This window comes from Sphingomonas sp. PP-CE-3A-406 (assembly GCF_003688625.1).
Taxonomy (GTDB): domain Bacteria; phylum Pseudomonadota; class Alphaproteobacteria; order Sphingomonadales; family Sphingomonadaceae; genus Sphingomonas.
The window spans coordinates 326,044-352,637 of record NZ_RCWY01000001.1; the positions used below are offsets into that span (position 1 = coordinate 326,044).

Below are 26,594 nucleotides of genomic sequence, written 5' to 3' on the forward strand. Positions count from 1 at the left end.
GCCACCGTTGGTAGCGTGTCTCAACTGCGATGACGCATCGTACAAAAAATAGCACTTGTCCTACAATACCAAGTTGGTAATAAGTCAGACAACAGACCGACAAGCAGGGTTTCGGCCCTCGACGTGACGGCAACACATTGATGGGGAGGATCGTTCATGGTTCCGTTTCGTACGCGCATGCTGATTGGCGGATCGCTGGTCGTGATCGCGGGCATCGCGATGCCTGCCGCCATGCCGGCGTTCGCGCAGACTGCCCCCGCGCCCGTGCCGCCGCCGTTTCCCGCGCAGACCTCCTCCGACCAACAGCGTGGCACGCTCAATGCCGATCAGGCCGCCGCGCAGGGCGTCTCGAACGACGACATCGTCGTGACCGGCGTTCGCGAGAGCCTTCGGTCCGCGCAGGCGATCAAGCGGAAGTCCGACCAGATCGTCGACTCGGTCAACGCGCAGGATATCGGCAAGCTTCCCGATGCCAACACGGTCGAGGCATTGCAGCGGATCACCGGCGTCCAGATCCAGCGCCGCTACGGCGAAGGCGCGACCGATTTCGATCACCGCACGCAGCCGGCGATCACCGTCCGTGGTCTCACACAGGTCAGCAACTTCATCGATGGCCGCGCGGCGATCTCCGCGTCGGGCGGTCGTACGCTCGACCTCGAAGCGGTGCCGCCGGAATTGCTGTCGGGTATCGACGTGTTCAAGAACCCGCCCTCGTCGACGATCGAGGGTGACGTCGCCGGCGTCGTCAACATCCGCACGCGCCTGCCGTTCGATTCGCCGGGCCAGTTGGTCAGCGCCACGCTGAAGGGCAATTATTACGACCGTGCCGACAAGTTCGGTGGGTCGGGGTCGGCGCTATACAGCAACCGCTTCCAGACCGGCGTCGGCGAGATGGGCATCCTGCTCAACGCCAGTTATGCGAAGAGCGCCTATCGCCAGGACGCGTTGCTGATCGGCCAGTTCGGTCCCGTCCCGAAGACCAGCAATATTCCCGGCGCCCCCGCCAATGCGCAGGTGCCGTTCGGCGAGCAGATCTACGACGATGGTGGCAACCGCAATCGACTAGGCATCGCCGGCGCGTTCCAGTGGCAGGCCGCGCCCAACTTCCTGTTGACGGCGCAGGCGCTCTACTCGCGGTACAAGTTCGCCCGTCAGGGCAAATATTATTACTTCAACAACAACGGCAATACGGCAACGACGCCGACCGACGGCGCGGCGTTTACGTTCGATTCGGCCGGCTATGCAACGTCCGGCTCGCTGTCGAACCAGGTGTTCGAATCGGCGCGGTACGATCAGGATCTGACGAACACGACGGGCAACTATACGCTGAATGCTAAGTGGGATGTCACCGACCGGCTGCACATGAAGTTCGATGCGCAGTATTTGAAGTCGTCCTACGATGCCGATCGCAACGGGTTCGTCGTCTCGCTGTACGACCAGACCGGGCAGACCCCGTATTCGGCCAAGAACCAGAGCATCGTCGATTTCGATCTGCGCGGATCTCGTCCGGTGTGGAACGTGCGCAACCCCGCGTTGCTGTCGGATCCGAACAACTATGCCTTCACCTATATCGCGGATTCGATCACGCGGAACGATGCCGACCAGCTCGCGCTGCAATACGACCTTGAATATGACGTCGAGGGCAGCGTGCTGCAAAAGCTGCGCGTTGGCGCGCGGTATGCCGACAGCACCGTCGACCTGCGTGGCACGTGGAATGCCTATTGCCTGCTGCCGACCGGTCCTAATCCGAGCTGCTCGTCGGCTGCTGGCATTCCGTTCGTTCCGGTCTCTGCGCACCCCGAATTGACGATGGGCGGGCCTTCGAAAAACTTCTTCGATGGCAAGACGCTGCCGGGCGGGATCGTGTATCCTAGCTTTGCTGCGGGCAGCGGATTGTTCGACAGCATCACCAAGACCGAAGCGCTGTTCGGCGGCACGTCGAAGACCGCGTTCACCCCCGGCGATCTCAATCACCAGACCGAGCGCAGCGTCGCCGGTTACGTGATGGCGGACTACGAGACTGCGATCGCCGGGCTCAAGATCGACGGCACGGCAGGTGTGCGTGTGGTGCAGACCAAGACCGGATCGCAGGGGACGGTCTTCAACAGCGACGGGACGCTCGCGCCGCTCGAAGTGAACCGCCAATACACCAAGGCGCTGCCGAGCTTCAATTTGCGCGCGCATCTGACCGAGAAGCTGCAGGCGCGTTTCGCCTTCAGCAAATCGTTCGCGCGGCCGAATTTCGATCAGCTGTCGACCAACGTCACGCTTAACGCCGCAACGGTTGTGAGCCCGATCACGGGCCGACCCAGCGGTGGCTCGGGCAATCCGTATCTGAAGCCGATCACCTCGACCAATTTCGACGGCACGCTCGAATGGTATTTCGCGCCGACCGGCTCGTTCACGTTCGGGGCGTTCTACAAGAAGGTCGACGGGTTCCTCGCGGGCGGCACGGTCGTCCAGACGTTCAACGGCACCGCCTACGACATCGGCACGACGGTCAACACGGGCAAGGGTAACATCAAGGGCTTCGAGACCGCCTATCAGCAGTTCTTCGACTTCCTGCCGGGCGCGTTGAAGGGCCTCGGAATCCAGGCCAATTACACCTTCGTCGACAGCAGCGTTTCGAACCCGTTCGCAACCACCGGCTCGGCGATCCCGACGCAGGTGCCGCTCGAGAAGCTCTCGAAGCACAGCTACAATCTGGTCGGTTTGTACGAGAAGGGGCCGATCACCGCGCGTCTGGCGTGGAGCTGGCGCGGCAAGTATCTTGACACGACGTCGGGCAGCGGCGCGAACGGCATACCGCAGTTCCAGAAGCCCTATGCTTCGCTCGACAGCTCGATCAGCTACAACATCAACGAACATTTCGCCTTCTCGGTGGATGCGGTGAACCTGACCAATCGGATGAACGTGACGTACATCGGCACGACCAGCCAACCGCTGCAATACACGCTCAACGATCGCCGCTTCGGCTTCTCGTTGCGCGCCACCTACTGACCTTCCCGTCCCCCTCTGCCGGCGTGGCGTTCCCCTGCCACGCCGGTATTTTTTCGGATATGAATTCGGTCATGACGATCCAGCAAAGGACCGCGGACCACAATGTGTCGGTCCAGTATATCGGAAACGAGCGCGAACCCGTGGTCGTCGTCGATCGCGCGTTGGGAAACGTCGACGGCCTGGTCGACTATGCCGCGACACGCTCGACATTCGCGGGCGCGGCGTCGGTCGGTATCGGCTATCCGGGGCTGCTCGGGCCAGCCCCCGCCGACTATATCGACCGGATGGTGCGCCTCGTCCTGCCGTTGATCGCGGAGTATTTCGGCGTCGGCGCTGTGATGCCGGTGCGGGCGCGCGGCAATTTCTCGCTCGTGACGACCGATCCGACCGCGCTGACGCCGGATCAGCGCGTGCCGCACGTCGATGCGGTCGACCGGCTCCAGTTCGCAACGGTGCATTATCTGTGCGGCGAACGGCACGGCGGTACGGGTTTCTTTCGCCATCGCGACACCGGGTTCGAAACCGTCGATGCGGCGCGGGCGGCGGGGTATCAGTCCGCGCTGGACCGCGAGATGGCCGACCCGGCCAACCTCCCCACCGGCTATCCCGGCGCGATCGACGATTCGTTGTTCGCGCGGATCCACGATGTCGCGGCGAGGCCCGACCGGCTGATCCTCTACCGCGCCGCGCTGCTGCATTCGGGGCTGATCGCTACGGTCGATGCCACTGCGGCGGATCCGCGACGCGGGCGCCTCACCGGCAATCTCTTTCTCACGGGCCGGAGCGCGGCATGAGCGACCGGGCCTTGCGCAGCATCGCGATCATCGGGGGCGGTACCGCGGGATGGATGGCGGCGGCGGCGTTGGCGCGGGTGCTCGGCACGCACAATGTCGCGATCACGCTGGTCGAATCCGAGGAGATCGGCACCGTCGGCGTCGGCGAGGCGACGATCCCGCCGATCCAGGCGTTCAATGCGCTGCTCGGGATCGACGAGGATGCCTTCGTCAAGGCGACGATGGGCAGCTTCAAGCTCGGGATCGAGTTCGTCGACTGGCTGCGGCCGGGCACGCGCTATTTCCATCCGTTCGGCGTCTACGGCACCGATATCGGCGCGGTCCCGTTCGAAGGATTGTGGCACCGGCTTCGCACGCAAGGCCTGGCCGATCCGCTGGAGGCGTACTCGATCTGCGCACAGGCCGCGAAGGACGGCCGGTTCATGCGGCCGCTGACCGATGGCGGGAACACGCCGCTGCACCGGATCGGCTACGCATTCCACTTCGATGCGTCGCTGTATGCGCGGTTTCTCCGCACGCATGCCGAAGCGGCCGGCGTCGTGCGGCGCGAAGGGCGCGTCGTCGACGTTGCGCTAAGAGCAGCCGATGGGTTCATCGAGGCCGTCACGTTAGCATCGGGCGAGCGGATCGAGGCGGACCTGTTCGTCGACTGCTCGGGGTTCCGATCGCTGCTGTTGGGCGTAACGCTCGGCACCGGCTTCGAGGACTGGTCGCACTGGCTGCCCAACGATCGCGCGATCGCGGTGCCGACCGTGTCGAACGGGCCGCCGACGCCGTTCACCCGGTCGACCGCACGCGCGGCGGGCTGGCAGTGGCGGATCCCGCTGCAACACCGCACCGGCAATGGCTATGTGTTCTCCAGCGCTCATCTGTCGGAGGACGAGGCGACCGCGACGTTGCTCGCCAACCTCGACGGCGAACCGCTTGCCGATCCGCGGACGCTGCGGTTTCGCACCGGTCGCCGCGATGCGTTCTGGGTCAAGAACTGCGTCGGGCTCGGCCTGTCGAGCGGGTTCCTCGAGCCGCTCGAATCGACCAGCATCCATCTGATCCAGGCGGGGATCGCGCGGTTGCTGGAGATGCTGCCGACCCGCGATTTCGAGGCGGCCGACATCCGCCGCTACAACCGTCTGATGACCGCGGAATATGACAGCATCCGCGACTTCATCATCCTCCATTTCCATGCGACCGAGCGTGCCGACACGCCCTATTGGGATCATGTCCGGACGATGACGGTCCCGGAGACCCTCGCCGAACGCATCCGGATCTACCAGGCGACCGGACGCGTGTTCCGCGAGTCCGACGACCTATTCAGCAAGACGAGCTGGCTCGCGGTGATGGACGGGCAGGGGCTTCGCGCCAAGGAGTTCGATCCGCTCGCGGCAAGCCTGTCGGTCGACGACGCGCAGGCCCGGCTGGCGCGGATCGCGGCGGTGACCGCGGCGGCGGCGGCGCGGATGCCGCCGCACGCAGAATTTATCGCGCGTCATTGCGCCGGCGCGATTGCGTCGCGGACGTAAAGCGATAATGTCCGACAAATAAGGTGCGAGCGCATCATACAGGAGGAACGGGTGAAGGTTTCGAGCATAGTGATCGGCGCGAGCATGCTTGCGTTGACCGCCGGTGTCGCCGCGCAGGATGCGCCGCGGGTCCAGCCGGTGCAGATCGATCCGGCGCGTCCCGACTGGGAAAACCCCGCGGTCTTCTCGCGCAACAAGATGCCCGCGTCCGCGACCAACTTTCCGTTCGAGACGCGTGCGGCGGCGATGGCGGGCGATCCGGCGAAGTCTGCGCGATTCCTGAGCCTCGACGGACTGTGGAAGTTCGCGCTGTCGCCATCGTCGGATGCTGTGCCTGCCGGGTTCGAACAACCGACCTACGACGTGTCGCGCTGGGTCGATATCAAGGTGCCGGCGGACTGGCAGGCCGAGGGCCATGATCAGGCACGGTATTTCAACATCACCTATCCGTTTCCGGCCAATCGCCCGCTGATCCCGCATGCGACCAATCCGGTCGGGTCGTACCGCCGCGACGTGACGCTGCCGGCGGGCTGGACGGGGCAGGACGTGATCCTGCACATCGGGGCGGCTGGCTCCGCGTACGACGTGTGGGTGAACGGCAAGAAGGTCGGCTATTCCGAGGACTCGAAGCTGCCGAGCGAGTTCGACGTCACGAAATTCATGACCGCGGGCCGCAACGTCGTCGCGATCCAGATCCATCGCTGGTCCGACGGGTCCTATCTGGAGGATCAGGATTTCTGGCGCGTGTCGGGGATCGAACGCGAGGTCTATCTGATGGCGGCGCCCAAGGCGCGCATCCGCGACCTGTTCGTCCATGCCGGGCTCGATGCGGCATACCGCGACGGCGTGCTGTCGACCGAGATCGCGGTCACGCCTGCGACGACCGCACTGGTCGCGCGCATGACGCTGATGGACGGCAATCGCACGCTGCTGACGAAGGCCGTGCGGGTCGCGCGGGGGACGGCGGAACGGACCGTGACTCTCGCCGGCACCATTCCGGGCGTGAAACCTTGGTCGGCGGAGACGCCCAATCTCTACACGCTGCTGGTCGAACTGGTCGGTGCCGATGGCAAGGTCATTCAGGCGACGCCGCAGCGGATCGGCTTCCGCACGGTCGAGATGAAGAACGGGCTGGTCAGCGTCAATGGCAAGCCGATCATCATCCGCGGCGTCAACCGTCACGAGCATGATCCCGAGACGTTCCACGTCATCTCCGAAGCGTCGATGCGCCGCGATATCGAACTGATGAAGCGCAACAACATCAACGCGGTGCGGACGTCGCATTATCCAAACGATCCGCGCTGGTACGCGCTGGCGGACGAATACGGCCTGTACGTGATGGACGAGGCCAATATCGAGAGCCACGCGTACATGGATTACGCGAACAAGCACCCCGAACAGCGCGCCGCGATGCAGGTCGGGTTCGATCCTGCCTGGAAGGACGCGCATGTCAGCCGCGTCGCCAACATGGTCGAGCGCGACAAGAACCATCCCTCGATCATCTTCTGGTCGATGGGCAACGAAGCCGGGATCGGGCCCAATTTCGCCGCCGCCGCGACCGCCGCGAAGACGCGCGATCCGGGCCGGCTGATCAGCTATCTGGGCTGGGGCACCTGGGACGGGGTCAGCGACCACCGGCCCAACTGGTACGCCGACATCTATGCGCCGATGTACGACAGCGCCGAGAAGATGGCCGACTACGCGACCAACTGGAACTTCAAACAGCCGATGATCCAGTGCGAATACGGGCACATGATGGGCAATTCGGGCGGCGATCTCGCCGAATATTGGGACACGATCTACGCGCATCCCGACAAGCTGCAGGGCGGGTTCGTGTGGGACTGGGTCGACCAGTCGATGTATCGCCATACCAAGGATGGCCGCCGCTACTGGGGCGACGGCAGCGAATATGGCCCCAACCCCGGCGGCGAGATCGAGTTCGGCGACGGCCTGCTCCAGTCCGATCGCACGCCCAATCCGGCGCTCTACGAGATCGACAAGGTGTATGCGCCGATCCGGTTCGAGGCGTTCGACGCCACAACCGGGACAGTTACCGTCCGCAACCGACATGATTTCCGCGACCTGTCGGGCTTTGCGTTCGACTGGGAGGTCGAGGAAGACGGCGTAGCGATCGCGCACGGTGCGCTGCCGCCGATGACCACCGCCGCGCATGCGACGCAGGCGGTGGCGCTGCCGCTCGGGCCGATCGTGCGCAAGCCGGGCTCGGAATATTTCGTGACCGTGCGCGCGACGGCGAAGGCCGATGCGGTCCCGCTCGTGCCGGCCGGGCATGTGGTGAGCTGGGAGCAGTTCCCGATGGGCGGTGCGGCCGCGATTGCCGCTGCACCGGCCGCAGGCTCCGACGTCGGGGTGAAGGACGCAGGCGGCGCGATTACGCTGTCGGCGGGGAGCGCCACGCTCGCGATCGACCGGAAAACCGGCCTCGTCCGCAGCTATGCCCGTAACGGCGTGCTGCTCGCGAGCGGTGGCGCGCCGCATTTCTGGCGCGCGGTAACCGACAACGATATCGGCATCGGTACCGACAAGCAGCTGGCGGTCTGGAAGAGCATGAGCGAGATGCGGACGGTGCGCAGCGTCACCCGCGGCAAGGCTGCGGATGGTGCCGCGACGGTGCGGATCGAGTATGGCCTGGGCGACGGCGCGGCCGGGTTCGTGACGACCTATGCGATGGCGCGCGACGGCAGCGTCTCGGTCGAAGGTCAGCTGACCCCGCTCAAGACCGACCTGCCGCCGCCGTTCCGCGTCGGGCTGGCGTTCGCGATGCCGACCGACATCAAGACCGTCGAATGGTATGGCCGGGGCCCGCACGAAAGCTATGTCGACCGCAAGACCTCGGCGCCGATCGGCTTGTGGCGCGGCGCGATCGCGGCGCAGAACCACGACTATATCCGCCCGCAGGAGACCGGCAACAAGGTCGACGTCCGCTGGATGGAACTGAGCGGCGCCGGGCGCGGACTTCGCGTCAGCGGCGAGACGCCGTTGATGATCAACGCGCTCGCCTTCCCCTATGCCGATCTCGATCGTCACGTGCCGGGGACGTGGAAGAGCACCGACGTCGTCCCGCACGGCCAGGTGACGCTGCTGATCGATGGCGCGCAATGGGGCGTCGGCGGCGATACGCAGTGGAGCGAGGTCGGCAAGCCGCTGCCCAAATACCGCGTGCCGCTGGCGCCGACGCGCGTCGCCTTCCGCCTTGCGTCGTTTGCCGGCGAGGGGACGACGCCCGCCAAGGCGCGTCCCGCCACCGCGACTTCTGAGGAATAGGTGAGGACCAGGATGGAGCCGACCCGGCGCAGTCTGATCGTTGGCGGAGCGGCCACGCTGGCGGCCGCCTCGATTCCGGCCTTAGCGCGCGCGCCCGCTCACGCGTTCACACCGGGCGCGCTGTGGCCCGACGATCGCGGCGTGCACATCAACGCGCATGGCGGCGGGCTGCTGCGACAGGGCGATCGCTGGTACTGGTTCGGCGAGCACAAGACGGCGGGCGAAGGCGGCAACGTCGCGCAGGTCGGCGTTCACGTCTATAGCTCGGCAAACCTCTACGACTGGCGCGACGACGGCATCGCGCTCGCCGTCTCGGACGATCCGAAGAGCGATATCGTCCGCGGCTGCGTGATCGAGCGGCCCAAGGTGTTGCGGGATCCGGTGTCGGGCCGGTTCGTGATGTGGTTCCACCTCGAACTGAAAGGGCGGGGTTATGCAGCCGCGCGCGCCGGCGTCGCGGTCGCCGACCGCGTGACCGGGCCGTACCGCTTCCTGCGATCGGGCCGCGTCGATCCGGGGCAGTGGCCGGTCAACGCGACCGACGCGGACAAGGCGGACACCGACAGCCATCTCGTCCGCGACCGGCCGGGCGGGCAGATGGCGCGCGACATGACGCTGTTCGTCGATGCCGACGGCACCGCGTGGCACGTCTATGCGTCCGAGGAAAACCGCACTTTGCAGGCGGCGCGATTGCGGTCCGACCTGACCGCGCATGACGGACGCTATTGGCGGTTGCTGCCCGGCGGCGCGAACGAGGCACCGGCGATTTTTCGTGCGCGGGGGCGCTACTACATGATCACCTCGGGGCTGACCGGTTGGGCGCCCAACCCGGCGCGGTCGTTCGTCGCCGACCGGATCGAGGGACCGTGGACGTCGCTCGGCAACCCGGTGCGGGGCACGCCCGAGCAGGTCGCGACGACGTTCGGCGGGCAAAGCACCTTCGTCCTGCCGCTTCCCGACAAGACCGGACGTGAGCGGTTCGTATTCATGGCGGATATCTGGCGTCCGAAGAACGCGATCGACGGCCGCTATGTCTGGCTGCCGATCGAATGGGAGGGCGACCGGCCGATCCTGCGCTGGCGCGATCGCTGGACACTGGAGGATACATGATCTGCATCGCTCTGCTCGCCGCCGCCGCGCTGCTCGTCGCGGCCGATGCGCCGCCGCCGCGCTGGGACACGGCCGGCGACCGCAATCCCTTGCTACCGGGCTATTTCGCGGACCCCTCGATCGTCCACGACCACGGCCGCTGGTACATCTTCGCGACGATCGACCCTTGGGGCGACGACCGCCTCGCGCTCTGGACCTCGACCAACGGACGCGACTGGAGCTTCTCGACCCCCGCCTGGCCGACCAAGGCCGCCGCGACGAGCCCGAGTTCGGGGGACTCCAAGGTGTGGGCGCCGTCGGTGGTGAAGACGCGCGATGGCCGCTGGTTCATGTACGTCTCGGTCGGCAGCGAGGTCTGGGTCGGTACCGCGCCGTCGCCCGCCGGGCCGTGGCGCGACGCACACGGCGGCAAGCCGCTGATCGCCAAGGCGTTCGACCCCCGCTACCACATGATCGATGCCGAGGCGTTCATCGACGACGACGGCCAGGCCTATCTCTACTGGGGCTCGGGGTGGAACTGGACCAACGGGCATTGCTTCGTCGTCAAGCTCAAGCCCGACATGGTCACGTTCGACGGCATGCCGAGGGACGTGACGCCGCCGCATTATTTCGAGGCGCCGTTCATGGTCCGCGCGGGGAAGCATTATGCGCTGACCTATAGCGACGGGAAGACGACCGAGGACACGTACAAGGTGTGGTACGCGATCGGCGACACGCCGTTCGGGCCGTTCCGCGAGGCTGCCAACAGCCCGATCCTGTCGACCGATCGCGCGCGCGACGTGATCAGTCCGGGGCATCATGCGATCTTCCGGTCGGGCGGACAGGCGTACATCCTGTATCACCGCCAGGGCCTGCCGTTTCCGCCACCCGGCGACGCGGTGCTGCGCCAGGTCGCGGTCGATCCGCTGACGATCCACGACGACGGGACGATCGCGACCGTCGTGCCGAGCCACGGCGGGATCGTCGAGGGGTTCGCCGCGCACCGCGATGCGGGGCTGCACTGGACCGCGCGCGGCGAGGGGGCCGATGCGTTGCACGGTCCTGCCCGCGCCGCCGACGACAATTACGCGACGCTGTGGCGACCCAAGCCGGGTGCGCCCGCGACGCTGGTCGCCGATCTCGGGTCGGCGCGAACGGTGCGCGAGAGCCTGGTGCGGATGGAATATCCGATCCGTCGCTACGCGCTGTCGATCGAGGCCTCCGCGGATGGCCGGACCTGGCGCCGCTTGGCGCGGACGACGGCGAGCGGATCGCCGATCGTGTTGCACCACGCCGCACCGACCCGCTATCTGAGACTGACCGTGCCGGCCGGTGCGGGCGTCTGGGAGTGGACGATCCGATGACGAGATACCGGCCGTTGGCGCTGTCTCTCGCGCTCGCGTTGCCCGCACTCGCATCGAGCGCCCCCGTCGCTAGGGCACAGCCGGCGATGCTGCGGATGCCCGATATGCCGCTCCACGATCCCTGGATCGTCGCGGATCGGGCAACGCGGACCTATCATCTCTATACGCGCAATGAGCCGAAGATGTCGGGCGACCCGCGGATCGGCATCATGGCCTATACCAGCCGCAACCTGCGCGACTGGTCGCGGCCGCGTATCGTGTCGGTGATCCCGCCCGGTGGGTGGGCGAACGACGGGGCTTGGGCGCCCGAGGTGCATCGGTGGCGCGGGCGCTGGTATCTGTTCGCGACCTATCACAATGAATCCGCCGCGCTGAAGGTGCAGGGCGTGCGCAAGCTGCATCGCCGCGGCACGACGCTGGCAGTGGCGGACCGGCTCGAGGGCCCGTTCCTGCCGGTCCGTGGCGGCGCGCCGATCGTCGACCGCGAGACGATGACGCTTGACGGTTCGCTGTACGTCGATCCGGCGAAACGGCCTTGGATGGTCTATGCGCACGAGTGGGTGCAGACCGGCGACGGCACGATCGAGGCTGTGCCGCTGAACGACCGGCTTGCGGCCAGCGGACCGCCGCGCGTGCTGTTCCACGCGTCGGCAGCGCCTTGGGCGGATGGCAAGCCGCAGGCCGAGGGCGACGTGATCCGCGTCACCGATGGGCCCGAACTGTTCCGCACGCGCGCGGGGCGCCTGTTGATGCTGTGGTCGAGCTACGACCGCACCGGCTATGTCCAGGGGCTCGCCCGATCGCGCAGCGGGACGCTTGCGGGTCCGTGGCAGCAACTCGATCCGCTGGTCCGGCGCGACAGCGGCCACGGGATGCTCTTCCGCCGGTTCGACGGGACGCTGATGATGGTGCTGCACCGTCCCTTCAAGAACGCGCGCGGCAAGCTATACGTCATGCGCGACGCCGGCGACCGCGTCGCGATCGTCCGCGAGGCGACCGATCTCGATGGCGAGACCAATCCGACGCATCGCTGAAGCGGTCACCATTACAGGACCAGCAGGCGCTGCGTCGACGGAATAGATCTCGGATGCTTTCGCGATGCGATTACCGCTCGACCGCGTGCCGTTCCCGTAAAGTACGGTCGATCTGCCAGCCGAAGGCGATCCCGATGACGACGAACAACACCGTCTGCGTGGCGATCGAGGCGATCCGGAATTGCCACAGCAGAGTTGCGGGGAACGTTGCGGGGACCTCGTCGATCGTCGGCAGGAGCAATTGCAGCGCTGCGACCAGCGCGACATAGCCGACCACACCGGCCAGGATCGCATCGATCGCGGAGGATCGTCCGCTCAGGCGCCGCCGAATCCAGACGCCCGCGACTGCGGCCAGCACCGAAAAGCCGATCATCCCGAAATAGGCGACGGTTCTCAGTCTGACCGTCTCGTGAAGACCCACCGCGGGGGGCGTCGGCGGATATTTGAGCGCCGGTACGATGACGATCACGACGACCGTCGCGAGCGCGAGCAGCAGCGACAGGCTGCGTGGCCCGATCTGCACGACGCGACCGTAGAGGACCGCGAAGACGATCGCGAACAGGCCGCCGAGCGCGGTCCCGTACATCAACATCGCGGTGTAGAGCCCGGCGGTCTTCTGGATCGTTCGGCTGACGAGCTCTTCGTCCATGCCGGGCATGGCGTGCGCGGCATGGGCCGCTTCGAAGGCGATCGCGGCGTCGATCTTGGGCTCGGCGAACACGAGCGCAAAGGTCGCGGCGATCAGGGCGCCGAGAATGCCCGACAGCATCCCGCGCCACAGCATGTGTTTCATCATGGTCTGGGCCCCCGGCTCAGTGGCAGGGGAAGCCCAGCAGATGGCGCCCGTCATGGACGTATTCATGCACGTACATGCCCTGGAACAGCGCAAACGCGCCCTGTTCGGTGCTGACGAAATACAGCATGATCAGCGCGATGACGGCGCCGAGCACCGCCCACGGCGCGATCTCGTCGAGCGGAATGCCGGGGGTCGTCCCGATCGCGATGTACGGGTCCTGCGGGGAAAGCGCGCGTGCGGCCATGATCAGTCTCCTACCGGGATCTCGCGCCCGGCGAACGTTGAGGCGTCGGGCGGGGTCTGGCTCTCGACAGGATGGAAACCGTCGATCACAGTGGCGCGACCGCGCCGGTATCGCACCGGCTTCCCGCCCGGCTCCGATCGCTCTGCTGTGGAGCGACGGGGCAGGGGCGTCAACCGATTTGGAGTTTTGGATGGCGACGCGTCTCGTCCTGATCTGCGCTGGCGGCACGCCCTCGATGCGCGCGGGTGGTTTCCCCGATCCGGCGGAACCGCTCGACGAGGGGGGAAGGGCCAAAGCGGGGGCGGCAAAGCTGGACGGCCCGAAGCCGGCCAGCGTCTGGACCAGTCCCGCGACCGCGGCGCGCGAGACTGCGATCGCCTTGGGACTGGCCGCTACGCCGAGCGAGGTGTTGCGCGACACCGACCACGGTGCCTGGACCGGGCTGTCGTTCGAGGCGGTCCATATGCGCGCGCCGGAGGCTCTGGCGGCTTGGCTTATGGCGCCCGAAGATGGTGCGCCGAACGGCGAAACGCTCGCCGCCGTCGCGCAACGCGTCGAACCCTGGCTTCACAGCTTGGAGCGGATCGACCAGCCGATCGTGGCGATCACGCACGCGAGCGTGATCCGCGCGACGATTGCCACCGCGCTGGCGATACCGGTCGCGACGACGCTGCGGATCGATATCCCGCCGCTGTCGCAAACGATCCTGTCGTTCAATCGCGTCTGGCGTCTTCAGGAGCTACGCGGCTGACCGGCGGCGGAGCAGGTAGGTGTCCATGATCCAGCCATGTTCGGCACGCAGCGCGGCGCGTTTTGAAACGATTGTCAGCCCGACCTCGGCCAGCGGCCCTGCGACCAGCGCTTCGTGCGGCATGCCGAGATAGGCGCCCCACCATATGTCGATGTCCTGCGCCGCGATCGTCTCGAACGCACAGCCGCCGTCGAGCATGACCGCCAGCGTATCGATTCTGGCCGGCCAGCCCTCGTCGCGCAGCCGTCGTCCGGTGGTGACGAGCACCGGCGCGCCGAGGCTGTTGAGTGGTATCGCGTGCGCAGCGGTCAACGCCTGCAGGCTGGTGATGCCGGGAACGACATGGACCCGCAGCGAAACACCGGCGTGGTGCAAGCGCTCGGCGATCCTCAGGCTGCTGTCGTACAGCGACGGGTCGCCCCAGACGAGCAACGCCAGCCGTCCGCCCTCTGGCAGGTGTCGCGCGACTGCATCCGCCCAGCATTCGGCGATCGCATCGTGCCAGTCGTCGACCTCGGCGAGATAGGCTCCCGCGGTCCCTCGCACGGGCAGGTCGAACTCCACGACCCGCGTGCTGCCGGTCAGCACCGTGGCGCAGATCGTCCGGCGAAGATCGATCAGGTCGGACTTCGCATCGCCCTTGCGCGGCAGGAGGATGACGTCGGCGGCGTTCATAGCAGCCTCCGCCGCACGCGTGAGGTGATCGGGATTGCCCGTCCCGATCCCGATCAGATGCAGGTCGATCGCGCTCATCGGCCGTGCGCGATCAGGTGGAAGAAGGTGCCCGATACGCGGTCGCGATACGATCCGCTTTCGGCCACCAGCGTGCCCTCGGCATCCGTCACTTCGGCGAGTGGCTGATCCGGTTGGTCGAGGATCGTCGAATAATGGAATTCGTGACCGCGCAGATCACTCCCCACCATGACCCCGGCCATCGGTGCGAGCAGCGTCGCCCGGCGATAGCCGAGATGCATGCGACGTTTCTCGTAACTCGTGACCAGGCCGAGCAGTCCCGCCATGCGGTGGCGCGTGCCGTCGGCATCGATCAGCGCCTCGCCAAGCGCCATGTAGCCGCCGCACTCGCCGTGCACAGGCCGCGTGCTCGCGTGCTCGGCCAGCGCCGCGTGGAAAGTGCGCGCCGCCGACAGGCGACCGGCGTGCAATTCGGGATAGCCGCCGGGCAACCAGACGAGATCTGCGTGCGGCGCGGGGGCTTCGTCGGCGAGCGGCGAGAAAGGCAGGATCTCAGCGCCGGCGCTCCGCCATCCGGCCAGCATATGCGGATACGCGAACGAGAACGCGGCATCCTGTGCCAGCGCGATCCGCTGGGCCGGCGGCCTGAAGCTATGCGGTTCGGATTCGGCGCGCGGCGCAGCCGATGCTGCAGCGCGGATCGTGGCGAGATCGACATGCTCGCGCAAAAATGCGGCATAGTCGGCGATCCGGGTCTCGAGGTCGGCGTGCTCCGATGCCTGTACGAGCCCCAGATGCCGCTCGGGCAGCTTCAGGTCGCCGCGCCGTGGCAGCGCGCCGAACACGTGGATTCCGACTGCCGCCATGCCACTGCGCGCCAGCCGTTCGTGACGCGGGCTTGCGACCCGGTTCAGGATCACGCCGGCGATCGGGAGGTCGGGATCGTAGCGCGCAAAGCCGAGCGCCGTCGCCGCGGCCGACTGCGCCTGACCCGAGACGTCAACGACCAGTACCACCGGCCAGCCCATCCGCCGCGCGATGTCCGCGCTGGCGCCATTGCCGGTGGCGCCGGGTTTCGCGACGCCGTCGAACAACCCCATCGACCCTTCCGCCAGCACGAAATCTGCGTCGCTCGCTTGCGCGGCAAGGCCATCGAGCATCGTGCCGCTCATCGCCCAGCTGTCGAGGTTGAACGAGGCCCGCCCGCTGGCCGCGCGGTGGAATGCGGGATCGATATAGTCGGGGCCGCTCTTGAACGGCTGCACGGCCAACCCGTCGTCGCGCAACGCGCGGAGCAGGCCGAGCATGACCGTGGTCTTGCCGGTTCCCGAGGCTGGCGCGGCGATCATCAAGCCGGGGATCATGCCGAGTCCTCCGCAAACCGCGATGTCGAATCCTGCGGTCGGAAGCGCCGGTCATACCCGGGCGCATACAGGCTGCTTTCGTCGAAATCCGCCGCGGCGAGGACGCGCCCGACGAGGATCAACGCCGTCCGGTCGGGGCCATCGGCCGCGGCCTCGACGATCGTCGCCAGCGTCGCCCGGACGATGCGTTGCTCCGGCCAGCTTGCCCGCCAGACGATCGCCGCCGGACAGTCGCTCCCGTACGCCGGCGCTACCGCGGCCACCACCTGCGCAAGGTTATGGATCGACAGATGGATCGCCAGCGTCGATCCGGTGGCGGCGAACGCGGCGAGGTCCTCGGCGGGCGGCATCGCGCTCGCGCGTCCGGGCGTGCGCGTCAGCACGACCGACTGCGTCAGACCGGGAAGCGTCAGTTCGGCTTCGAGCGCCGCCGCCGCCGCGGCGAACGCCGGCACGCCGGGCGTCACGGTGAACGGGATGTCCAGCGCGCGCAGCCGACGGAGTTGCTCGCCCATCGCCGACCAGATCGACAGGTCGCCCGAATGCAGCCGAGCGATGTCGTGGCCCTCGGCATGCGCCTCGGCGATCTCCGCGACGATCTGATCGAGCGACAGCGGCGCGGTGTTGACGATCCGCGCACCGGGCGGGCAATGCTCCAGCAGCGCCGCGGGCACCAGCGATCCGGCGTAGAGGCACACCGGCGACGCCGCGATCAGATCGCGTCCGCGCAACGTCAGCAGATCAGGCGCACCGGGGCCGGCACCGATGAAATGAACGGTCATGCGACGGATCCTTGGGCGATGGCACAGGTCGCCATCCGGTTGGGAGAGACGTGGCGGCAAGTCAGGAGCCGTGCGTCGGGACCTGACGCGGCCAGCGCTGCGGCTTCCGCGACACTGCCCGTGCCGCGTGCTTCGAGGCTGAACCGGGAGCGCGTGGGCGTGGTTATGCTGCGCAGCATTTCCGGCGTCACGGCGATCAGCGGGAGGTCGAGCGCAGTGGCTAGCGGGGCGAGCAGTGCTGTCTTGTCGTGGGGCGCGGCGAGCGCCTTCACCGCAGGATGGCCCCTCTGCGCGAGCGCGAGCGCGGCCTTGCACGCCGCTACATCGGCGGCGGCACGGAAGCCGAAACCGGCGACGATCACAGCGCGACGCTCCATTGCACGACGGGGTAGTGCGCGCGCCACCCGCGTCGCGTGCCGAGCGGGGCGGCGTCCGAAAGCTCGATCCGCTGGAGCGTGCCGCCTTTCTTTGCGTGCCATTGGGTCAGCAGGATTTCGGATTCCAGCGTCACGGCGTTTGCGACCAGACGCGTGCCGGCATCGAGCGTCGCGCATAACCGCTCGAGCAAGGCGTTCGACAATCCGCCGCCAACGAACACGACATCGGGCGAGGGGAGCCCGTCGAGGATTTCGGGCGCACGGCCGTTGATCACCCGCAGCCGGTCGACCCCCAATTTTGCCGCGTTGGCGCGGACCCGATCGGCGCGCACCGGATCGGCCTCGAACGCGACCGCGCTCGTCGACGCATGCGACAGGAGCCACTCGATGCCGATCGAACCCGACCCGGCGCCGATGTCCCACAATGTCTCGCCCGGCTTCGGTGCGAGGGCAGAGAGCGTCAGCGCCCGCACCGCCCGTTTCGTGATCTGTCCATCATGGTCGAACCAGTGATCCGGCCGGCCGGTGGCACTGGGCAACACCGCGCCGTCGCCGGCCACCGTCACACCGACGGCCACGGGATGCGCGATATCGGCGAAGTCGAGCGTGGCGGCGGTGCTGCGGCGAATGCGCTCGGACGGGCCGCCGAGCGCTTCGAGGATCCACAGCACGCTGACGCCGAAACCCAGCTCGTCGAGATAGCGTGCGAGCTGACTTACCGCGGCGCCATCGCGCACCAGGACGATAGCCTGTCGCCCCGGCGCGAGGATCGGACGCAGCCGCGTCAACGGTGCGGCATGGAGTCCCAGGCAGGCGGTATCGTCGATCGGCCAACCCAGCCGCGCGGCGGCAAGCGCGAATGTGGAGACCGCCGGATGCACCACCCATTCGTCGCGATCGAGATAGCGCGTGATCGTCGTCCCTGCGCCGAACCAGAACGGATCGCCCGAGACGAGCAGGACGACGCGCCGCCCGCGCTGTTCGAGCAACCGCGCGATGCCGTCGTCGAACGGGATCGGCCAGGGTGCGACATCGCAGCGAAGATCGGGTAGCAGCGCGAGATGCCGCGTCGCACCGGTCACCAGATCGGCGCGTTCGATCGCGGTGCGACTTGCCGGCGACAGTCCTGCCGGTCCATCCTCGTTGATCCCGACGATCGTCAGCCACGGAACAGTGCGAGCCTCAACCATGCCGTCCATCCTCATTCTCGGCGGCACCACCGAAGCCAGCGCGCTCGCGGCCGTGCTGGCGGATCGCGGTATGCCCGTGGTGCTGAGCTATGCCGGTCGCGTCGCGCACCCGAAGCCACAGCCGGTGCCCGTGCGGATCGGCGGGTTCGGTGGTGTCGACGGCCTTGCGACCTATCTTCGTGAAACGGGCATCACGCATCTGGTCGACTCGACGCATCCTTTCGCGGCGCAGATGAGCCGGCATGCTTTCTCGGCGGCAGCCTTGGCGGGTGTCCTGCATATTGCGCTTACGCGACCGGCCTGGACGCCCGAGAACGGCGATGACTGGCACCGCGTCGGCGATATCGACGCGGCCGTCGCCGCGCTGGCAGGGCCGTCGCGACGCGTCATGCTGGCGCTCGGCCGCCTGCACGTCGAGGCGTTCGCCGCGCAGCCGCAGCACCGCTATCTCCTGCGCTTCGTCGACCGCGCCGATAGTGCGATCGGATTGCCCGATCATCATCTCGTGATCGATCGCGGACCGTTTACCGTCGAGCGCGACCTGACGCTGCTGCGCGAGCACGCGATCGATCTCGTGGTGTGCAAGAATGCCGGTGGTTCGGGCGCGATGGCCAAGCTGGTCGCGGCACGGACGTTGGAACTGCCGGTTATCATGATCGATCGTCCCATCCTCCCTGCGCGTAAGGAAGTCTACGATGTCGCCGGCGTGCTTCGCTGGCTGGGTCACGACGCCGACCTCGGCGTGTAGAGAAACGGCGTACCAGCGCGCGCGATCATCCGCGTCGTGCTCGACCCGATAATAACGACCGTCCGCATGTCCGCCATTTCAGGCCGCGCATCGGGCAGCGGGACGATCCGCAGGTCTTCGTCGGGCGTCGACACGGCGCGGGCGAACAGGACCGGGCGCGCGTCGGCGCAGGTCTCGCGCAGGATCGCCAAGGCGGTGCCGAACCCGTCGGGTCTTGCCTTCGAGCGGGGGTTGTAGAACGCGATCGCGAAATCTGCGTCCGCGGCCAGACGGATGCGACGCTCGATCAGCGCCTGCGGCTTGAGATTGTCGGACAGGTTGATCGCGCAGAAATCATGGCCGAGCGGCGCACCGACGCGTGCGCTGGCCGCGAGCATCGCGGTGATTCCCGGCAGCACGCGGATATCGAGCGCGCGCCAGTCCGCCGGTCCGTTCTCGACCGCTTCGAACACCGCCGCCGCCATCGCGAACACGCCCGGATCGCCTGAGGAAACCACGACCACCTTGTGCCCCGCGGTCGCCAACGCCAGCGCGTGCGCGGCGCGATCGAGTTCGACGCGGTTGTCCGATGCGTGCAGCGTCAGCCCCGAGCGGGGGGCGATGCGTGCGACATAGGGAATGTAGCCGATGACGTCGGTCGCTTCGGCAAGCGCCTGGGTCACTTCCGGCGTGACCAGCGCGGCGTCACCCGGCCCTAGCCCGGCGATCGCGAGCCATCCTGCGGGTGGCGTCACGGCCTGCGTCCCTGGCCGTGGATCAGCACGATCGCGAAATATGGCGCGATGTCGGTCGCATCGGCCAGTCGCGTGACGCGCTGGTCGGGCATCGCGGCGTATTCCACCAGCCACGCGGACTCCTCACGGCCCGCTGCGATGAGCGCCCGGCGCAGCTTGGCGAGATGTCGGCCGATCTTCATCACGACCAGCGCATCGGTGTCGCGAATGCGGCGCGCCAATTCGTCCTCCGGCAAAGTCGCGGTCAGCACCGTCAGGACGTCCTCGCCCCAGGTGATCGGCGTGCCGCTCGCGGTCCACGCGCCCGACATGCCGGTGATCCCCGGCACCACGCAGACCGGCGCGATATCCGAGAGGCGCGAATGCAGGTGCATGAACGATCCGTAGAAAAAGGGATCGCCTTCGCACAGCACGACGACGTCTTCGCCAGCGTGCGCGAGCGCCGCGAGATGTCGCGTGCATTCAGCGTAGAATGTCGAAAGCCAGTCGTTGTAGCGAGGGTCGGAGATCGGGATCTCGGTCGTGACCGGGTATTCCATCGCGTATTCGATCGCATCGGCGCGCAGCATGCCGTCGACGATGCGGCGCGCCTGGCCGGGTTTGCCCGCCTTGCGGAAGAACGCGATATGCCGTGCACCGCGCACCAGGCGATCGGCGCGGACGCTCATCAGGTCCTGCGCGCCGGGGCCCAGACCGACGCCGTGGATCGTCCCGATCGTCATTCGGCGTAGCTTGCGAGCGCGTTGATCGCCGCGACCGTGATCGCGCTGCCGCCCATCCGGCCGTCGACGACGACGCAGGGCACGGGTTGTACGCCCCAGAGCGCGGCCTTCGATTCGACCGCGCCGACGAAGCCGACCGGGCAGCCGATGATCGCGGCGGGACGCGGGCAGTCCGGGTCTTCGAGCATGTTGAGCAGGTGGAACAACGCGGTCGGCGCGTTGCCGATCGCCACCAGCGCGCCGGCCAGATGCGGTCGCCACAGCTCCAGCGCCGCTGCAGACCGCGTGTTGCCCATGGCACGCGCAAGGTCGGGCGTTTCGGCGGCGTTGAGCGTGCAGAGCACCGGGTTCGCCGCGGGGAGCCGGGCGCGCGTAATGCCCTCGGTGACCATCCGCGCGTCGCACAGGATCGGGGCACCGGCGCGCAACGCGGCACGCGCGTCGGCCGCGAACGTGCGCGAGAACCGGATGTGCTGGGCCAGTCCGACCAGTCCGCAGGCGTGGATCATCCGGACGGCGACCGGTTCCTCCTCCGCGGAAAACCGCGCCAGATCGGCTTCGGCGCGGATCGTCGCGAACGATTGACGATAGATCGCCGCGCCGTCGGTCTCGTAGATATGCGGCATCAGGCGGCTCCGAAATGGGCAAGGACGGCGGGGGCATCGAGCCCTGCGAGCGCAGGCAGGTCGCCGGCGCGCGCGACGAAGCCGAGGTCGAACCGACCGGCATTACCGGTGAGGACGACATCGGCGGGGGCGGATCGCGCGCATCCCTTGGCGCAGCCCGAGACGTGGAGGCGACCGACGACATGCGGCGCGAGGCGGATCGCGAGGTCGCGGGTTGCGACGCTCGCCTGCGGACAGGCCGGGGCGCCGACGCACGCATCGACGCGGACCGTCGCAGAGTCTTCGCGGCCGAGCATGACGCCTGGTGCTCCGCCTTCGACGATAAGGGTCCGCCAAGGCGTTACGCGGATCGCGGTTGCGCCGCTCGTCCGCATGAACGCCGCGAGCGCCGCTGCGTCGATCCTACCGAACGGCAGGCCGTGCGCGGTTCCGGCCTGATAGGCGGTCTCTGTGATCGGCGCCCGTGGCCGAATGGTTGCGATCATCGGCAAGACGGCATCGTGGCGCGCCATCCGCCCGACATCGGCGCCGCCGGTGTCTACGAACCAGTGCGCCAGCCCGATCAGCGCGTCGACCTCGCCGCCTGCGATCCGCGCGCCTGTTTCGCGACCTTCCGCGCGCAGGATCAGGTCACCATCGGCACCGCGCTCGATCCGGAAGTCGGCGGGGGCGGCGTGCAGCACGGGCGTATCGCCGGCGTCGATCGCGAAGCCGACCTTGCCGGGCAGATCGGGCAGTTCGGACAGCCGCTGCATCAGTTCGGTCGCGATCCGGTGCGTGTCGTCGCCGGTGCGCCAGTCGGGCGCGACGAGGATCGCGCGCCGGGCCTCGGCGACCGGATCGCGGTCGACGAGGCCCAGATCGCACAGCTTTTCGATCAGTGGTTCCCAGGCGTCGACACCGCGGATCTGGAGGTTGGCGCGATTGGTCGCGTCGATCTGGCCGTTGCCATGAGCGATGGCGGCCTCGCACAGCCCGGTCACCTGCTCGCGGGTCAGCCGGCCAAGTTTCGGGCGGACGCGGACGAGCAGTCCGTCACCCGCGGCCATCGGACGCCACGCGGTCGGGCACCAGCCGCGGATCACGCGTCGATGTCCAGTTGCGCGAGGATCGAGTTGCGGCGCGTCGTCCACAGGCCCGAGGCGTGGAGCGCGGCAAACCGCGCCTCCAGGGCCGCAAGCGCCTGCGGATTGGCGTTCGCCATGAACGCGCGCACATCGTCGCGTGCCAGCGTCGCATCGTAATACAGATCGATCGACTGCGGCGAGACGGCATCCGCGAGATGCGCAAAGGCACCGAGGTGATCGAGCGTCGCGGCAATCTCCGCCGCACCGCGGAAACCGTGTCGCATCATCCCGGCGACCCAGTCCGGGTGCGCGGCGCGGGCGCGAACCACGCGCGCGATCTCCTCGCGTAGTGATCGTGCGCGCGGACGGGCGGGATCGGTGGCGTCGAGATGGTAGAGCGCAGCGTCACCGCCCGAGAGTGTCTTCGCCGCCGCGAACCCGGCTTCGTGCGCGGCATAGTCGGCGGCGAGCAGCAGGTCGGTTTCGGGCAGGTCCTGGATATGGACGAAGCTGTCGGCGGCAGCGACGCGGTCGCGGATCCCGGCGGGGTCGGCCCGCTCGCCGTCGTCGAGTGCGTAGGCCGACGCCGCCAGCCACGCTTCGCCGGCGGCAAGACGCGCCTCGGGCGTGTAGGTTTCGCCGGCATCGTCCATGCCGATCCCGTAGCGTCCGGGGGCGGGGCCATAGACCCTCGGGCTCGCCGGTGCCGCGACGAACGGGTTCAGATCCGCGGGTTCGTCGCGGGCGGCCAGTGCGCGGACGGCTTGGCCGAACATCGTGCAGAGCGTGGAGAACGCGTCGCGGAAGAGCCCCGACACGCGCAACGTCACGTCGATCCTCGGCCGGTCGAGCCGCATCAGCGGCAGGATCTCGACGCCGGTGACGCGCTGCGACGCCATGTCCCAGACCGGTTCGGCGCCCAACAGATGCAGCGCCATCGCGAACTCCTCGCCCGCGGTGCGCATCGTCGCGGATCCCCACAGATCGACGACAAGTCCCTTCGGATATTCCCCCTGGTCCTGGAGATGCCGGCGGATCAGTTCCTCGGCGAGCAGCACGCCCTGCGCATGCGCGGACCGCGACGGTACCGCGCGCGGATCGATCGCATAAAGGTTGCGCCCGGTTGGCAGCACGTCGGATCGCCCCCGCCACGGCGACCCCGCAGGCCCGGACGGGACGCGGCGCCCGGCAAGCGCCGCGAGCAGCCCGTCACGCTCCGCGTGGCCATGAGTGCCGCGTCCGAACACGTGCAGTCCGTCGCCGAACCGGCTGTCCTTGACGTCGCAGACGAACGTATCGATCCGCGTCACGACGTCCGCGGCGGATGCCGCCTGGTCGAGTGCCAGCGTGTCCTCGAGCCCGAGCGCGTTCGCCTCGTCGCGAATGTCCGCCTGCAACCGTTTCCGTCGTGCCGGATCGAGCCCGTCCGCGGTGGAAAATTCGTCGAGCAACGCCTCGAGCCGGTCCATCCCGGTGCCGGTTTTCGTGCCGATCATCGGCGGCGGGACGTGGCCGAGCGTGACGGCGCCGATCCGTCGCTTCGCCTGTGCCGCCTCGCCTGGATCGTTGACGATGAACGGATAGACCACCGGCATCGCACCGGTCAGCGCCTCGGGCCAGCAGGCATCCGACAGCGCGACGGCCTTGCCGGGCAGCCATTCGAGCGTGCCGTGCGCACCGACATGGACCAGGGCATCGGTCCCGCGCGACCGCAACCAGAGATAGAAGGCGACATAGCCGTGGCGTGGACAGCGCGAGAGGTCGTGATATTCTTCGGTTCGGACCGCGGATCGCCCCCGTTCGGGCTGGAGCGCCACCAGCGTGGTGCCAGCCGACAGCGCCGCGAACCGGAACGCACCGGCCTGGACGGCGGGATCGTCTTCCGGCTCCCCCCAGGCGGTGAACAGCTCGGTTCGCAGCGAGGCGGGCAGGGTGGTCAGCGCCGCGCGATAGGCCGCAACTGGCCACGCGATGGGGTGCGATCCGAGCGCGGTCGTGATGTCGTGCGGAGAGTCGATCGCGTACCCCGCGGTCTTCAGGTCCTCCAGCATCGCCTCGACCGAGGCGATCGCGTCCAGACCCACGGCATGCGCCATCTGGTGTGCCTTGCCGGGGTAGGTCGACAGGATGATCGCGAGGTTTCGCTCGGTCGGAGGCTTGGCGGCCAGTGCGCTCCAGCCATCGATGCGCGCGGCGATCGCTTCGATACGCTCTCCATCGGCGCGGTGTTCGCGGCGGGCATATTGCAGATCGGGGTCGGGCGAAGCCGCTTCCTTGAAGCTGGCGACGCCTGCGAAGATTCGTCCGTCGACCTCGGGCAGGACGACGTGCATCGCGAGGTCGGCGGGCGACAGACCGCGTGGCGCATCGACCCAGGCGGCGCGGTCCGACGTCGCCAGTGCGACCTGGAAGACGGGAACGTCCGCGCCGTCGAGCGGTGTCGTGTCGTCGCTGCCGCGGCCGGAGAACGCCGTCGCGTTGACGATCGCGACGGGGGCCAGGGCGACCACCCAACGGTGTAGCCAACCGCTAGCGTCGCCGTCCTTCAACGACGGTACGAACAGCCCCAGGACATCGTACCCGCGCGCGGTGAAGGCCGTGTGCAACGCGGCGATCGGATCGAGATCCGCCGCCGCCAGATACGATCGATAGAAGATCAGCAGGATGCGCGGCCGCGATGCGGTCATGACGGATGCCGCCGGACAGGCGACGCCGGTATCCGGCAGCCACCCGCCGACCGCGGCCAAGGCTGGCGAACCCGTCTTCGGTTCGGCCCGCAACCCCGCGGCCAGGGCGAACTGCGCAAGCGCCTCGCGCGACGCGTCGGCACCGCCGATATCGCAGAGCGCCGACAACTGCCGCAACACCGCCGGAGGAACCGTGGACGCCGCATCCAGCCGGCGGTCGTACCGGCCGTCCGCGGGCAGGACCGCCAAGGCAATCCCGCGCCGCCGCGCGAGTGCTTCGACCTGTTGCAGACCGTAGGACCAATAGGCGGTGCCGCCGATCAGCCGGATCAGGATCGCCTTCGCGCCGACCAGCGTCTGCTCGACATAGGTGTCGACCGACAGCGGATGCGTCAGCTCGGCCAGATTGGCGAGCCGCACGCTCGGCATCGCGTCGCCGGCCGCGATCGCCGCGCGCCAGCCCGTGCTGAACGCCGCGAGATCGCTGTCGGAAAACGAGAGCACGACCAGGTCGGCGGCGCTCTGCCCCAGATCCTGGGGGACAGCGCTCTCTTCCAGACCGTGGGTCTCGCGAAAGACGACGTGCATCGGGATCAGGCTCCCAGCGCTGCTCCGATCGCATCCGGATCGAGCCGGCCGCGCTCGGCGATGACGACCAGTCGGGTGCGGCGCGGCTCGTCGGCACGCCAGGGTCGATCATAGTGCGCGCGGACGCGAGCGCCGACTGCCTGCACGAGCAACCGCATCGGTTTGCCGGCGACCGCGGCATAGCCCTTCACGCGAAGGATCTCGCCGCCCGCGCCCAGCGTCTCGATCCGCGTCGTCAGCGCCGCGGGGTCTTCGACCGTGTCCCATTCGACGACGATGCTGTCGAAATCGTCGTGCTCGTGATCGTCCTCGCCGTCGTGATGCGAGGGACGTGCGGCGATGTCGTCTTCGGCCGCTGCCCCGAGCCCGAGCACGATGCGGGGATCGACGACGCCGTCCACCAGTTCGACGATCGGCAATGGTCGTACCGTCTCTGCGGCGATCACCGCGCGTGCCGCCGCGATGCCGTCCGCGCCGGCGAGGTCGCATTTGGTGAGCAGGATCAGGTCGGCACAGGCGAGCTGGTCCTCGAACACTTCGGACAACGGGGTTTCGTGATCGATGCTCGGATCGGCGGCGCGCTGCGCATCGATCGCGGCGAGATCAGGCGCGAACCGGCCTGCGGCGACGGCGTCGGCATCCGCCAGCGCGATGACCCCGTCGACGGTGATCCGCGACCGGATCGCGGGCCAGTCGAACGCCTTGAGCAAAGGCTTGGGCAGCGCGAGGCCCGACGTCTCGATCAGGATGTGGTCGGGTCGCGGGTCGAGCGCGAGCAGCGTCTCGACGGTCGGGATGAAGTCATCGGCGACGGTGCAGCAGATGCAGCCATTGGCGAGTTCGACGACGTTCTCCGCCGGACAATCGGGGATCGCGCAGCCCTTGAGGATGTCGCCATCGACCCCGAGCGTGCCGAACTCGTTGACGATCACCGCCAGGCGACGCCCGCCGGCGTTGCGGATCAGGTGGCTGATCAGCGTGGTCTTGCCGGAACCGAGAAAGCCGGTGACGATGGTAACGGGGATCTTCGATAGATCGGGCATATCAGTCTCCTCGCGCCGTGCGACGACGGGCGGGAACTGCATGATCACCGGCGCGCGACGATGGACGGGCGCGAATGCCCATGCCACGCACCGATG

22 protein-coding genes and 1 riboswitch are annotated in these 26,594 nt (G+C 67.9%); of the genes, 9 read left to right on the forward strand and 13 right to left on the reverse strand.

Features of this window, described 5'->3' with window-relative positions; genetic code table 11:
- Positions 1-156 precede the first annotated feature (156 nt).
- The 7 genes from C8J44_RS01285 (at position 157) to C8J44_RS01315 (ending at position 12,086) form a co-directional block, all read left to right on the forward strand.
- A complete protein-coding gene (locus C8J44_RS01285; RefSeq protein WP_259466655.1) occupies positions 157-3,000 on the forward strand; it encodes a TonB-dependent receptor in 2,844 nt (947 codons plus the stop codon).
- Between the two features lie 71 nt (positions 3,001-3,071).
- The gene (locus C8J44_RS01290) at positions 3,072-3,794 is read left to right on the forward strand and encodes a DUF6445 family protein (RefSeq protein WP_147453108.1); all 723 of its coding nucleotides are present in this window, start codon (positions 3,072-3,074) and stop codon (positions 3,792-3,794) included.
- Positions 3,791-5,314, forward strand: a complete 1,524-nt coding sequence (locus C8J44_RS01295) for a tryptophan halogenase family protein (protein ID WP_121903056.1) — start codon at positions 3,791-3,793, stop codon at positions 5,312-5,314. The genes C8J44_RS01290 and C8J44_RS01295 overlap by 4 nt, the downstream gene beginning before the upstream one ends.
- An 84-nt stretch (positions 5,315-5,398) precedes the next feature.
- Positions 5,399-8,599, forward strand: coding sequence for a glycoside hydrolase family 2 TIM barrel-domain containing protein (locus C8J44_RS01300; RefSeq protein ID WP_121903763.1), 3,201 nt, complete (start codon positions 5,399-5,401; stop codon positions 8,597-8,599).
- On the forward strand, positions 8,600-9,709 hold the full coding sequence (locus C8J44_RS01305) for a glycoside hydrolase family 43 protein (protein ID WP_220683069.1): 1,110 nt from the start codon (positions 8,600-8,602) through the stop codon (positions 9,707-9,709). It abuts the gene before it with no gap.
- A complete protein-coding gene (locus C8J44_RS01310; protein ID WP_121903058.1) occupies positions 9,706-11,052 on the forward strand; it encodes a family 43 glycosylhydrolase in 1,347 nt (448 codons plus the stop codon). The genes C8J44_RS01305 and C8J44_RS01310 overlap by 4 nt, the downstream gene beginning before the upstream one ends.
- Positions 11,049-12,086 carry a glycoside hydrolase family 43 protein gene (locus C8J44_RS01315; protein ID WP_121903059.1) on the forward strand — a complete coding sequence of 346 codons (1,038 nt, stop codon included), beginning with the start codon at positions 11,049-11,051 and terminating at the stop codon, positions 12,084-12,086. Before C8J44_RS01310 ends, C8J44_RS01315 begins: the two co-directional genes overlap by 4 nt.
- Positions 12,087-12,156: 70 nt before the next feature.
- On the opposite strand, the gene C8J44_RS01320 is transcribed toward C8J44_RS01315, so the two are convergent.
- Entirely contained in the window at positions 12,157-12,882 is a 726-nt protein-coding gene (locus C8J44_RS01320) for a CbtA family protein (RefSeq protein WP_121903060.1), read from the reverse strand.
- Between the two features lie 16 nt (positions 12,883-12,898).
- Positions 12,899-13,126 (reverse strand): CbtB-domain containing protein, encoded by a 228-nt coding sequence (locus C8J44_RS01325; protein WP_056049342.1) that lies wholly within the window; start codon positions 13,124-13,126, stop codon positions 12,899-12,901.
- A 29-nt stretch (positions 13,127-13,155) separates the two neighbouring features.
- Positions 13,156-13,279: riboswitch (cobalamin riboswitch) on the reverse strand.
- Between the two features lie 37 nt (positions 13,280-13,316).
- Between C8J44_RS01325 and C8J44_RS01330 the strand changes: the two genes are divergently transcribed.
- The gene (locus tag C8J44_RS01330; protein WP_121903061.1) at positions 13,317-13,877 is read left to right on the forward strand and encodes a histidine phosphatase family protein; all 561 of its coding nucleotides are present in this window, start codon (positions 13,317-13,319) and stop codon (positions 13,875-13,877) included.
- Here the strand turns inward: C8J44_RS01330 and cobF are convergent.
- Genes cobF through cbiE form a run of 5 tightly spaced genes read right to left on the reverse strand, consistent with a single transcriptional unit; the run spans position 13,866 to position 18,283 of the window.
- Entirely contained in the window at positions 13,866-14,630 is a 765-nt protein-coding gene (cobF, locus tag C8J44_RS01335) for a precorrin-6A synthase (deacetylating) (RefSeq protein WP_121903062.1), read from the reverse strand. The genes C8J44_RS01330 and cobF overlap by 12 nt on opposite strands.
- Positions 14,627-15,934, reverse strand: a complete 1,308-nt coding sequence (locus tag C8J44_RS01340) for a cobyrinate a,c-diamide synthase (protein WP_121903063.1) — start codon at positions 15,932-15,934, stop codon at positions 14,627-14,629. The genes cobF and C8J44_RS01340 overlap by 4 nt, the downstream gene beginning before the upstream one ends.
- Positions 15,931-16,716 (reverse strand): precorrin-4 C(11)-methyltransferase, encoded by a 786-nt coding sequence (cobM, locus tag C8J44_RS01345; RefSeq protein WP_121903064.1) that lies wholly within the window; start codon positions 16,714-16,716, stop codon positions 15,931-15,933. Before cobM ends, C8J44_RS01340 begins: the two co-directional genes overlap by 4 nt.
- Positions 16,713-17,093 carry a cobalamin biosynthesis protein gene (locus C8J44_RS01350; RefSeq protein ID WP_121903065.1) on the reverse strand — a complete coding sequence of 127 codons (381 nt, stop codon included), beginning with the start codon at positions 17,091-17,093 and terminating at the stop codon, positions 16,713-16,715. The genes cobM and C8J44_RS01350 overlap by 4 nt, the downstream gene beginning before the upstream one ends.
- Positions 17,075-18,283: a precorrin-6y C5,15-methyltransferase (decarboxylating) subunit CbiE gene (gene cbiE, locus C8J44_RS01355; RefSeq protein ID WP_121903066.1), complete on the reverse strand. Its 1,209-nt coding sequence runs from the start codon at positions 18,281-18,283 to the stop codon at positions 17,075-17,077. The genes C8J44_RS01350 and cbiE overlap by 19 nt, the downstream gene beginning before the upstream one ends.
- Between cbiE and C8J44_RS01360 the strand changes: the two genes are divergently transcribed.
- The gene (locus tag C8J44_RS01360) at positions 18,282-19,031 is read left to right on the forward strand and encodes a cobalt-precorrin-6A reductase (protein WP_121903067.1); all 750 of its coding nucleotides are present in this window, start codon (positions 18,282-18,284) and stop codon (positions 19,029-19,031) included. The genes cbiE and C8J44_RS01360 overlap by 2 nt on opposite strands.
- Here the strand turns inward: C8J44_RS01360 and cobJ are convergent.
- The 6 genes from cobJ to cobW are packed head-to-tail and all read right to left on the reverse strand — an operon-like array spanning position 19,007 to position 26,498.
- A complete protein-coding gene (gene cobJ, locus C8J44_RS01365) occupies positions 19,007-19,765 on the reverse strand; it encodes a precorrin-3B C(17)-methyltransferase (RefSeq protein ID WP_121903068.1) in 759 nt (252 codons plus the stop codon). The genes C8J44_RS01360 and cobJ overlap by 25 nt on opposite strands.
- Positions 19,762-20,487: a precorrin-2 C(20)-methyltransferase gene (gene cobI / locus C8J44_RS01370; protein WP_121903069.1), complete on the reverse strand. Its 726-nt coding sequence runs from the start codon at positions 20,485-20,487 to the stop codon at positions 19,762-19,764. The genes cobJ and cobI overlap by 4 nt, the downstream gene beginning before the upstream one ends.
- Complete coding sequence (locus tag C8J44_RS01375) at positions 20,484-21,113, reverse strand: precorrin-8X methylmutase (protein ID WP_121903070.1); 630 nt, start codon at positions 21,111-21,113, stop codon at positions 20,484-20,486. The genes cobI and C8J44_RS01375 overlap by 4 nt, the downstream gene beginning before the upstream one ends.
- Positions 21,113-22,162 (reverse strand): cobalamin biosynthesis protein CobG, encoded by a 1,050-nt coding sequence (locus C8J44_RS01380; protein ID WP_121903764.1) that lies wholly within the window; start codon positions 22,160-22,162, stop codon positions 21,113-21,115. Before C8J44_RS01380 ends, C8J44_RS01375 begins: the two co-directional genes overlap by 1 nt.
- Positions 22,163-22,194: 32 nt before the next feature.
- Positions 22,195-25,455: a cobaltochelatase subunit CobN gene (cobN, locus tag C8J44_RS01385; protein WP_121903071.1), complete on the reverse strand. Its 3,261-nt coding sequence runs from the start codon at positions 25,453-25,455 to the stop codon at positions 22,195-22,197.
- 5 nt (positions 25,456-25,460) lie between these two features.
- Positions 25,461-26,498 carry a cobalamin biosynthesis protein CobW gene (cobW, locus tag C8J44_RS01390; protein WP_121903765.1) on the reverse strand — a complete coding sequence of 346 codons (1,038 nt, stop codon included), beginning with the start codon at positions 26,496-26,498 and terminating at the stop codon, positions 25,461-25,463.
- Positions 26,499-26,594 lie beyond the last annotated feature (96 nt).

Bases quoted from the DNA above. Each gene is read 5' to 3' on its own strand.
- C8J44_RS01285 (WP_259466655.1), top strand. From the start codon at position 157: ATGGTTCCGTTTCGTACGCGCATGCTGATTGGCGGATCGCTGGTCGTG.
- C8J44_RS01290 (WP_147453108.1), top strand. From the start codon at position 3,072: ATGACGATCCAGCAAAGGACCGCGGACCACAATGTGTCGGTCCAGTAT.
- C8J44_RS01295 (WP_121903056.1), top strand. From the start codon at position 3,791: ATGAGCGACCGGGCCTTGCGCAGCATCGCGATCATCGGGGGCGGTACC.
- C8J44_RS01300 (WP_121903763.1), top strand. From the start codon at position 5,399: ATGCTTGCGTTGACCGCCGGTGTCGCCGCGCAGGATGCGCCGCGGGTC.
- C8J44_RS01310 (WP_121903058.1), top strand. From the start codon at position 9,706: ATGATCTGCATCGCTCTGCTCGCCGCCGCCGCGCTGCTCGTCGCGGCC.
- C8J44_RS01315 (WP_121903059.1), top strand. From the start codon at position 11,049: ATGACGAGATACCGGCCGTTGGCGCTGTCTCTCGCGCTCGCGTTGCCC.
- C8J44_RS01320 (WP_121903060.1), bottom strand. From the start codon at position 12,882: ATGATGAAACACATGCTGTGGCGCGGGATGCTGTCGGGCATTCTCGGC.
- C8J44_RS01325 (WP_056049342.1), bottom strand. From the start codon at position 13,126: ATGGCCGCACGCGCGCTTTCCCCGCAGGACCCGTACATCGCGATCGGG.
- C8J44_RS01330 (WP_121903061.1), top strand. From the start codon at position 13,317: ATGGCGACGCGTCTCGTCCTGATCTGCGCTGGCGGCACGCCCTCGATG.
- cobF (WP_121903062.1), bottom strand. From the start codon at position 14,630: ATGAGCGCGATCGACCTGCATCTGATCGGGATCGGGACGGGCAATCCC.
- C8J44_RS01340 (WP_121903063.1), bottom strand. From the start codon at position 15,934: ATGATCCCCGGCTTGATGATCGCCGCGCCAGCCTCGGGAACCGGCAAG.
- cobM (WP_121903064.1), bottom strand. From the start codon at position 16,716: ATGACCGTTCATTTCATCGGTGCCGGCCCCGGTGCGCCTGATCTGCTG.
- C8J44_RS01350 (WP_121903065.1), bottom strand. From the start codon at position 17,093: ATGGAGCGTCGCGCTGTGATCGTCGCCGGTTTCGGCTTCCGTGCCGCC.
- C8J44_RS01360 (WP_121903067.1), top strand. From the start codon at position 18,282: ATGCCGTCCATCCTCATTCTCGGCGGCACCACCGAAGCCAGCGCGCTC.
- cbiE (WP_121903066.1), bottom strand. From the start codon at position 18,283: ATGGTTGAGGCTCGCACTGTTCCGTGGCTGACGATCGTCGGGATCAAC.
- cobI (WP_121903069.1), bottom strand. From the start codon at position 20,487: ATGACGATCGGGACGATCCACGGCGTCGGTCTGGGCCCCGGCGCGCAG.
- C8J44_RS01375 (WP_121903070.1), bottom strand. From the start codon at position 21,113: ATGCCGCATATCTACGAGACCGACGGCGCGGCGATCTATCGTCAATCG.
- C8J44_RS01380 (WP_121903764.1), bottom strand. From the start codon at position 22,162: ATGGCCGCGGGTGACGGACTGCTCGTCCGCGTCCGCCCGAAACTTGGC.
- cobN (WP_121903071.1), bottom strand. From the start codon at position 25,455: ATGCACGTCGTCTTTCGCGAGACCCACGGTCTGGAAGAGAGCGCTGTC.
- cobW (WP_121903765.1), bottom strand. From the start codon at position 26,498: ATGCCCGATCTATCGAAGATCCCCGTTACCATCGTCACCGGCTTTCTC.